Genomic DNA, 7,928 nt, shown 5'->3' on the forward strand with positions numbered 1-7,928 from the left:
ACGCTTTTAGTGGTCAGCTGACTACCCGCCCGGTCCCAAAGACTGGGGGAGGGTACTTGCATCCGCTCACAGTGCAATACGGTTGCTGCTATCCCTATATCAGGGCGTCTAAACCACATGAATGCACAGTGGTCAGCTGACCACAGCGCCGAATTCCGTATCCATACAGCGTCATCACGCCAAGCTTTGCAGATCTGGACGTATATAGACACGATATAACGCGGCATTAATGATTACGGTGTACCAATTGAATCCTGTGGTCAGCTGACCACAGGATTGTGGGTTATTCGCTGGGGCCGGCTAGCCTCGAAGTGGCTCGCAAATTCGATTCCTGCTACCAACCGACCAGGGACATAGCCTCTCAATCAATTCACTGTCTCTTGACACATTACCTTTAGCTAGCGGTCAGCTGACCACACCCAAATTCCGGAAACGCGTTAATCGGTTTTTAACGTCTGTTGGGCTTACTCACGGAAGAAAGCAGTTCTTCACGCTGCAATCCGTTACTCCGAGAGGCGAGCCGTGGCCCAAGCGTTATTGAAGTCAGATCTCAAGACAGTTCTCGAAGACCTGATTGCTGAGCATGCCAGTGGTCTATCAGAGAAGCTGAATGAGCAGCGTTTGATGCTGTATCCCCCAACAGCACGCAAAACCTTGCGAAAATTTACGTCGGGTGAGGTGGCTCGCCTCATCGGTATCAATGATAGTTACCTTCGCCGCCTCTCCCTGGAAGGGAAGGGGCCCGAACCTGAATTGGCACCTAACGGCCGCAGGCTCTACTCTCTTGAGGAAATCAATGCGTTGAGGGCGTACCTTGACGAAAGCGGCAAATCGGATCGCGGCTATGTCAAGCACCGATCGGGAAGCGAACACCTACAGGTCATTTCCGTTGTGAACTTCAAAGGGGGCAGCGCTAAGACGACGACCGCTGCCCACTTGGCACAACACTTGGCCCTCAGTGGATACAGGGTCCTGGCGATCGACCTAGACCCTCAAGCAAGCCTATCCGCTCTGCACGGCTTCCAACCGGAATTCGACGTTGACGAGAATCAGACCCTCTATGGGGCAATTCGTTATGACGACGAGGTCAGGGAGATCAGCGAAGTGATCCAGGAAACCTACTTCCCTGGGCTGCACATCATTCCAGGCAACCTCGAGCTTATGGAGTTTGAGCACGAAACTCCCAAGGCCTTGACCAGCCGAGATCCCAACCAACCTCTCTTCTTCGCTCGCATGGGCATCGCCCTTGGTCCCGTTGCTGAGAATTATGACATTGTGATCATCGACTGCCCTCCCCAACTCGGATACCTCACTCTCTCCGCGCTGTGCGCCAGCACCGCGATGCTTGTGACAGTGCATCCGCAGATGCTTGACGTCATGTCTATGTGCCAGTTCCTAACCATGACCTCTGACCTCCTGAGCGTCGTCAGAAATGCCGGCGCCACGCTTGAATACGATTGGTTGAAGTATCTCGTTACCCGATATGAGCCTGGAGACGGACCACAAAACCAAATGGTCTCGTTCATGCGGGAGCGCTTTGGGGAACATGTCCTGAATTATCCGGTACTCAAGAGCACGGCGATTTCGGATGCCGGGATCACCAAGCAAACCCTTTACGAGGTTTCCCGCGAGCAGTTCACGAAGTCGACTTACGACCGGGCTTTTGAATCCCTGAACAACGTAAACTCTGAGATCGAGAGCCTCATTGCACAAGCTTGGGGGAGGGCATAATGACTCGTAAAATTATCGCCAGCATGCTTTCGGGCGCTATTGACCCTGCTGCCTCCACCGAGAAGTCGACACTCGCTGACAATGTGCAGCCGCATCCCGCGTCACTAGCCCCTCGCAAGCGATCTCCCCTTGCACAAGGAGGGAGCATTGGCGGCAACAGCGCCGTTGGCGCGATCAATAAGGCCCTTGAGACAGTACTGTCCGCCCAAGGGGACGTAAATGAGCTACGTGCCCAACTGGCCTCTGGCCAAGCAATAGTAGAACTCGACCCTGACGTCATTGAAGGATCATTCGTTCGGGATCGAATGGATGGATCCGACGCTGCTCATGAGTCCCTCGTAGATGCTATCCGGGCTCGTGGGCAGCAGGTACCTATCCTGGTCCGTCCTCATCCGAGCAAGCCTGGTCACTACCAAGTTGCCTATGGACACCGGCGATTAAGAGCGGTGACGCAGCTTGGAATCAAAGTTCGTGCAGTCGTTAAGGAAATGAGCGACGACGAACTCGTCGTTGCTCAAGGCCAGGAGAACAATGCACGCCTCGACCTGACCTTTATTGAACAAGCAATGTTCGCCTTTCGTCTTGAGCAGCGCGGTTTCTCACGCTCCACAATCACCGAGGCGCTATCGATCGATAAATCGAACCTTGCCAAATTAATCAGTGTTCCCAACAAGATTCCACATGGGGTCATCAATGCTATCGGTCACGCGCCTGGTATAGGCCGCGGGCGGTGGCTCGAACTCACCGACCTGTTCCAGGTTCCTTCAAATGTGGAAAGGGCGCAATCAACCATCGGTCTGGACCAGTTCAAGGCCGCGGAGAGCGCTGATCGCTTTCAGATATTGCTCACTGACCTCACCGAGGCTGCAGCTTCTCGAGGACAGAACGACGAGACTGGCTCTGCGGCAATCATCCAGAATGGCCCTAACTTACCTTTGGCAGCGTCCAAACCCGTTCCTACTTTTTGGAATGACCACGCTGGTCGAAAGCTTGCTCGGATTGTTAAGGACCATAAGAGTTTCACTCTAAAGGTTGATCAGAAACTCGCTCCAGACTTTGGCGATTATCTGGTCTCAAAGCTGGACGAACTTTACGCCAGCTTCCAAAGTAAGAGTCAGCAAGCGGACTCTTGAGGGTAGCGTGGTAGAGAGCGGGCACGCAGTGGTCTGCCCTCTACCCTTCCTTGGTGTGTCCTTGTCTCGGCTGGCTTATCGGATCTGTCACCCTCGGCAACGATTGTAGCATTCCGTTAGGAAGAGGTCTTTGAAGCTTCAGAGCCTCTTCGGTCGGTTCGTTCAGCCAAACATAATACTGCTCAGGCGTGGTGAGGATGACCGGCATCGCTTTCGGATGGATCGGCCCCATCACACCATTGGGCTCAGATGTCAGAAATGAATGGAGCAGGTGCTCACCTTCACTAGGATCAGCCTTCGCTCTACGGACGCCAAATGCCAGCAAAAGCGGTAGCAGGGGAGGGGTTGAACTTATTGAGCTTGCTATCCGAAACCGAGTTTTTGCACACAGTCGGAAGTTGGGTGCAACGGATCGTTTCTTCACGCGGTTAGAAACCTTCTGAGATATAACATAACTTCGCTTCAGAGGGCCGTTCAGAGGTCAGATTTGGCGTCTTTCTAAGGCAGGACGCTGGGGAAACCCCGAATAGGGAACGCGGTCGCCCCATAGGGGAGGGCACAAGGAGTGTTCCCAAAGATACGCTAAGGACTAAGCAGCGCGACGCTTCGATGTGCGAGAAAACAGGCGCTGATACGGCGTACTTCACACCGTAGCAAGGGCCTATTTTATTTGGTTGTCAGGTGCTCGAAAGTAAGTACAACAATAACTTAGCCGTGCGTCGAGATTCAGTCTATGAGGCTTCCTAGGGCCTCCGGTGAAAGGCTGACGCGACGCGATGACAAGGGGGTGGGGCATGCTCAATTTCTCAGTCTCGGATCACGAGCAACCAAAGAGCTTTTCGCTCCCAGAAATTCCCTGGGAGAAGGTCGTCGGCCGCTTGGAGCTGATCGTGCTCGAAATCAAGTCGTTCGATGCTCGCCTTGTGGCCTCCGGATTATCGGCTGGCTGGCAATCCAGGTGCGACATGAACGAGGCTGCGAGGGCCATGCTGCTCGACGGTCATCTCGTCGATATTGGCGACTTGGTGCTGCACGACGCAGGCATGGACGTTCGGAGCCCCACTCACGAGGTTACGAGAGCTGCATCGGCTCTGAGGGCGCGACGGACTGCAATGGCTAGGAAGGCGCCTTGGCCAATTTCCTATGACGGGTTGGCGGCCCTGCGTGGGGTCGGACCAGTGAAGGTCGAAGAGCCGAAGACTAAGGGGAGGAAGAAAGTCGATCCGGACGATGACGACGCCTATCCGGCCTTCGCCAACGACGCGGATCCGTGGAAGGCCCATTTCGCGGAAATTGATGCACTCCTCGATCGGACCGACAAAGTTCTGGCCGGCGAAACGCCTCTGCCCAAGAGCCGATCGCATCTGGTCTATGATCCGGATGTAGATGAGGCCGAGAATGAGGATGCGTGGCTTGATGTCGTGAAGCGGGTATCCCACTGGCCGGCCGTCGCCGCAGCCGCCGTCGCTTGGCACGCTTGGCTCGATCTGAACCTCTACACCCGGCAACCGTGGCTCGGACTGACCATGGCCGCATCGATCCTGCGGGCTCGAGGAGTGACCAATCATCTCCTGCCGCTCGCGGCCGGATTCAAGAAATCGAAGTTCCGGCCGCAGGGGAGGGAAGGGATCCTCGAAAAACTGCAGGGCTTCTGCCAAGTGCTCGAAGAGAGCGTTGAGATCGCCAACAAGGATCTGGAGCGGCTGATCCTCGCCCGGGATCTGATGAACCGAGTGGCCGATAAATGCCGCAGCAATTCCAAGCTGCCCGAGCTCGTGGATCTGTTCCTGTCGCGTCCCTTAGTGACAGTGCCGCTAGGCGCCAAGCTCCTGAAGGTGACGCCCAAGGCTGTTGATCTGATGTTGGTGCAGTTAGGAGGCGCCCTGCCGAGGGAGCTTACAGGGCGTCGGCGATACCGGGCGTGGGGGATCGTCTAACGAATGTGAGGCTGCCAGCAGCCTGCCCCGACACGGAGCCAACGGCAGGTACCGGCTGCTAAGCAGACCATCACACGGCCAAGCTGAACGGCTCAGATTGAACCCAGAGCGGTCCTTCCGCGGGCACCGTCAAGTTATCGGAGAAGGATCGACCAATCCTCGTTCGAGGCTGGATCAGGCGACAGTCACGGCGCCGGTTATCTCGGACCAGGCCTGGAGCGCCCGAGCGCGGGCAAGGCGATGATCTGCGGCACTGGTGTTAGCAGGGTGGCGGAAGAGGTTTGCAACCTGATCGTGGACTGAGAGGAAGCGTTGAGCCTGCCCGGCTGACTTGAAGCGCTTCATGATGCGCTCCCGTCTTCGGGTTGGTTGATGGCTGTTTTCCGCTCGATTGTTTAAGCCCTTATGCTGCCGATGCTCGACACTCGGCATGATCTCTCGCTTGGCCGCGCCGTAGCTTGCGAGTTTATCGGTGATCATCACGCGTGGCGTGATACCTTGCTTCTTGAGCAGCTTGCGCAGCAGACGCTTGGCCGCTTTGGCACTGCGGCGGCTCTGAACCAGGATGTCGAGCACGGCCCCATGCTGGTCGACCGCTCGCCAGAGCCAGTGCTTTCGGCCTGCAATGCTGATCACAACCTCGTCGAGGTGCCACTTGTCACCGGCTATCGGATGACGGCGGCGGATCTGGTTGGCAAAATCCTGACCGAACTTCAGCGCCCACTGTCGCACCGTCTCATGGCTGACCTCAATGCCGCGGGCGGCGAGCATTTCCTCAACCATCCGGAGGCTGAGCGGGAATCGAAAATAGAGCCAGACGGCATGGCTGATCACTTCAGCCGGAAAGCGGTGACGGGCATAGCGGGGGTGATGGGGCGAGTTCATCCCTCCTATATGCCTTCTATCGGGTCACCCGCCGGTTAACCTGACGGTGCCATGGTTCCTCTCCAAAGGGATACAACGCAAGCCCTTCAATTCCGGTGATTTAGGGCCGAGCGATGCTCTGGGGTTGTCGGGCATGGGATGTCGATCGGTTGTTTTTCCGGCGTCGAACAAAGCTTAGCCGCGAATAATCCCCATAACTTATCTAAGTTCTTGCTTTGTTCTGGCATCTGGAATTCATATGAGCTAGGGTCAATACGCAGAAATTACAGAAGAAGAACCAAGATGAGCATGGACAAGAATAAGGCTATCGAAACAGCGGTGGCCCAGATCGAGCGTGCCTTTGGCAAGGGCTCGATCATGCGCCTTGGCGGCAGTCAGGTCGTCGAGGTGGAGACGATTTCGACCGGCTCCCTCGGGCTCGATATTGCTCTGGGTGTAGGGGGCCTTCCGAGAGGTCGCGTCGTCGAGGTGTATGGGCCAGAGTCGTCAGGCAAAACAACGCTGGCGCTCCAGACCGTCGCCGAGGCCCAGAGGACGGGTGGCGTTTGCGGGTTTATCGATGCGGAGCATGCGCTCGATCCAGCCTATGCGCGAAAGCTGGGCGTCAACCTCGATGACCTTCTGATCTCTCAACCGGACAATGGCGAACAGGCGCTTGAAATTGCCGATACCTTGATCCGTTCGGGTTCTGTCGATGTGCTGGTCATCGACTCGGTGGCGGCGCTCACCCCGAAAGCCGAGATTGAGGGCGAGATGGGCGAGAGCCGCCCCGGTCTTCAGGCCCGTCTGATGAGTCAGGCGTTGCGCAAGCTTACCGGTTCGATCAGCCGCACAAAAACAATGGTGATCTTCATCAACCAGATCCGCATGAAGATCGGCGTCATGTACGGAAGCCCTGAGACCACGACGGGCGGCAACGCCCTGAAGTTCTACGCTTCTGTCCGCCTCGACATCCGCCGCGTCTCGACGCTCAAGGATCGCGACGAGCCGATCGGCAACCAGGTGCGGGTGAAGGTCGTGAAGAACAAGGTGGCTCCGCCCTTCAAGCAGGTCGAGTTCGACATCATGTTCGGCGAGGGCATCTCCAAGATGGGCGAACTCATCGATCTTGGGGTCAAGGCCAACGTCGTCGAGAAGTCCGGCGCCTGGTTCTCGTACGACAGCCAGCGCCTGGGACAAGGTCGTGAGAACGCCAAGACCTTCCTCAAGGACAATCCCAAGATTGCTTCTGAAATTGAGGCGAGGATCCGTCAGAGCGCGGGTCTGCTGATGGATGCGCTGCAGGCCAACGATGCAGCCGATGCTCCGGCGGATGATGCGGCATAAGTCCGAGCTAGGAATGCCGGCCCGGATCAGCCGACGTCCCGCACAGCACACAGTGTGAGCCCAGAGGATCAGAAATCTGATCCCGTCACTTCCTCGGTGGTCACGCGAAACTCCACCAGGGTGCTGGGACCAAACGTGAGGGTCAGCGGCACGTCGGCAGCATCGCGACCGCGAGCGATCAGAATTCTGCCGATCCGCGGATCGTTGTTGCGCGGATCGAACGTATGCCACGTCCCACCCAGAAAGACCTCGATCCAAGCGGCAAAGTCCTGAGGTGCATGAGGCGGCGGAAGGCCGATGTCGCTGATGTATCCGGTACAGTAGCGAGCGGGAATGTTGAGGCACCGGCAGAACGTGAGCGCCAGATGAGCATAATCACGGCACACGCCCCGCCTTTCGCCATAGGCTTCAGCCGCTGTCCGCGTCGCACGTGAGTGCTCGTAGCCGAAGGTGATATGATCGTGCACGTAGTCGCAGATGGCTTGAACGCGCGTCCAGCCGGGTGGGGTTGTTCCAAATAGGCTCCAGGCGACGTCGGAGAGCCGGTCCGTTTCGCAGTACCGACTTCCCAGCAGGAAGAGCAGGGTTTCTGCGGGAAGGTTCTGGATTTGGACCTGCTCAGCCTTGGGAACTGTCGTGTCCCACCGGCCCGTATCGCGGACTACAGTTTCGGTTTTGAGGGAGAGCCTTCCAGGCGGTGCAACGAGGCGGTTGCACCAGTTCCCGAAGCTGTCCCGGTACCCCTCCACAGGCACTGATGGGGTCGTGGTCAGGTAATCGGGCCGCTCCAGGTCAGACACTCTCGACGAGTGCACATTGAGGATCGCGAACATGGGCGTGGCTTGCCCGAACTCGTAGGTCATCTCACAGCCGACGCGGATCCGCATGGTTTTTCCCTCAAGGGTTGAGCAAAGGC

The 7,928-nt window shown here is 57.1% G+C and carries 6 protein-coding genes; 4 read left to right on the plus strand and 2 right to left on the minus strand.

The genetic code is table 11. The features are described 5' to 3' along the window. The first annotated feature begins 522 nt into the window (after positions 1–522). From repA to DDF70_RS25630, 3 genes are all read left to right on the plus strand, one after another. Complete coding sequence (repA, locus tag DDF70_RS25615; protein WP_205772476.1) at positions 523–1,731, plus strand: plasmid partitioning protein RepA; 1,209 nt, start codon at positions 523–525, stop codon at positions 1,729–1,731. Further along, positions 1,731–2,864, plus strand: coding sequence for a plasmid partitioning protein RepB (gene repB / locus DDF70_RS25620; RefSeq protein ID WP_114947597.1), 1,134 nt, complete (start codon positions 1,731–1,733; stop codon positions 2,862–2,864). Before repA ends, repB begins: the two co-directional genes overlap by 1 nt. Positions 2,865–3,658: 794 nt before the next feature. Next, positions 3,659–4,801 carry an RHE_PE00001 family protein gene (locus tag DDF70_RS25630; protein ID WP_245435645.1) on the plus strand — a complete coding sequence of 381 codons (1,143 nt, stop codon included), beginning with the start codon at positions 3,659–3,661 and terminating at the stop codon, positions 4,799–4,801. A 174-nt stretch (positions 4,802–4,975) separates the two neighbouring features. Here DDF70_RS25630 and DDF70_RS25635 read toward each other — a convergent pair whose 3' ends face one another. Then, a complete protein-coding gene (locus tag DDF70_RS25635) occupies positions 4,976–5,686 on the minus strand; it encodes an IS6 family transposase (RefSeq protein WP_114947598.1) in 711 nt (236 codons plus the stop codon). A 288-nt stretch (positions 5,687–5,974) separates the two neighbouring features. Between DDF70_RS25635 and recA the strand changes: the two genes are divergently transcribed. Beyond that, positions 5,975–7,012: a recombinase RecA gene (gene recA / locus DDF70_RS25640; protein ID WP_162820662.1), complete on the plus strand. Its 1,038-nt coding sequence runs from the start codon at positions 5,975–5,977 to the stop codon at positions 7,010–7,012. 68 nt (positions 7,013–7,080) lie between these two features. Here recA and DDF70_RS25645 read toward each other — a convergent pair whose 3' ends face one another. Next, on the minus strand, positions 7,081–7,899 hold the full coding sequence (locus DDF70_RS25645; RefSeq protein WP_114947600.1) for a transglutaminase-like domain-containing protein: 819 nt from the start codon (positions 7,897–7,899) through the stop codon (positions 7,081–7,083). Between the last annotated feature and the right edge of the window lie 29 nt (positions 7,900–7,928).

It is taken from the genome of Microvirga calopogonii (assembly GCF_003347665.1).
Lineage (GTDB): Bacteria > Pseudomonadota > Alphaproteobacteria > Rhizobiales > Beijerinckiaceae > Microvirga > Microvirga calopogonii.